The sequence below is a fragment of the Micromonospora qiuiae genome, assembly GCF_016863555.1.
GTDB lineage: Bacteria > Actinomycetota > Actinomycetes > Mycobacteriales > Micromonosporaceae > Micromonospora > Micromonospora qiuiae.
In genome coordinates this window covers 1-921 of record NZ_BOPC01000192.1, presented here as the reverse complement: position 1 = coordinate 921, position 921 = coordinate 1, and the positions used below count along the sequence as shown (strand labels likewise).

At 72.4% G+C, this 921-nt stretch carries 1 protein-coding gene; it reads right to left on the bottom strand.

The genetic code is table 11. The annotated features are described in order from the left end of the window. Positions 1–29 precede the first annotated feature (29 nt). Positions 30–921, bottom strand: an 892-nt coding sequence (locus tag Vqi01_RS30360; protein WP_372444472.1) for a glycoside hydrolase family 95-like protein, incomplete at its 5' end; no start/stop codon positions are given.

Below are 921 nucleotides of genomic sequence, written 5' to 3'. Positions count from 1 at the left end.
CGTCAGCACTGGCTGGCGTAAGCGGTGCGTCAGGTGCCGATCGCGATGGCGAAGATGTGCATCGTCGGTACGTTGGCCGCGGGACGCGCGCTGATGTTGGGCAGTTCCACCCGCGCCACCGGCTTGTTCTGCAACGCCACGCCCACGTAGTAGACGCAGGCGGAGACGTTGTGCCGCTGGTTGCCCGGCCGGTTCTGGTACGCCATCACGATGGCGGCGGTGGCACCGGAGTGCGGCCCGCCGTACCAGTCCGGGGTGCTGAGCGTGAACGTCTGCCGGGTGCCGTCGGCGTAGACCACCGCCGCGGTTCCGGACACCGCCCCGTAGGTGCCGGTCGCGAGGAAACCGAGGGTACGGCCGGTGCCGGTCACCCCGATGGACTGCCCCGAGGCGATGGCGTTGTCCGCACCGCCCGGAGCCACGTTGGGCCAGCGGAAGTTCACCCCGTTGCGGCTCACCGTGCTGCCCGGCGTGACGCCGGCCTGGGCGAGGGCCTGCGCGGAGAGAGTGGCCCCGGCGCCGTCGAAGTTGCCGGCGCCGGTGTTGGTGTCGTTGGTCGTGCTGGCGTTGGTGAAGCTCTGCTCCAGCGTCGGTGCGGTGGGGCCGGGCTCGGAGCCGGAGCCGGTGACCCGGTAGGTGCGCCCGGCCGCCACGGTCACCTCGACGAGATCGGTCTCGATCCGGGTGGTCCGGGCCGGTGCGTCGTCGGCGGTGTCGACCACCGTGTGGCTGCCGGTGAACAGCCGACCACGCAGCCGGACGGTGCCGGCACGGTCCAGCCGGACGAGCACCTCGGTGGCCTGACCGTTGCTCCAGGTGATGCCGACGGTGTGCCCGCCCCGGGCCCGCAGGCCGCTGACCCGGCCGCTGGGCCAGGCAGCCGGCAGGGCCGGCAGGATGTGCAGTTCACCGGCGTGACTG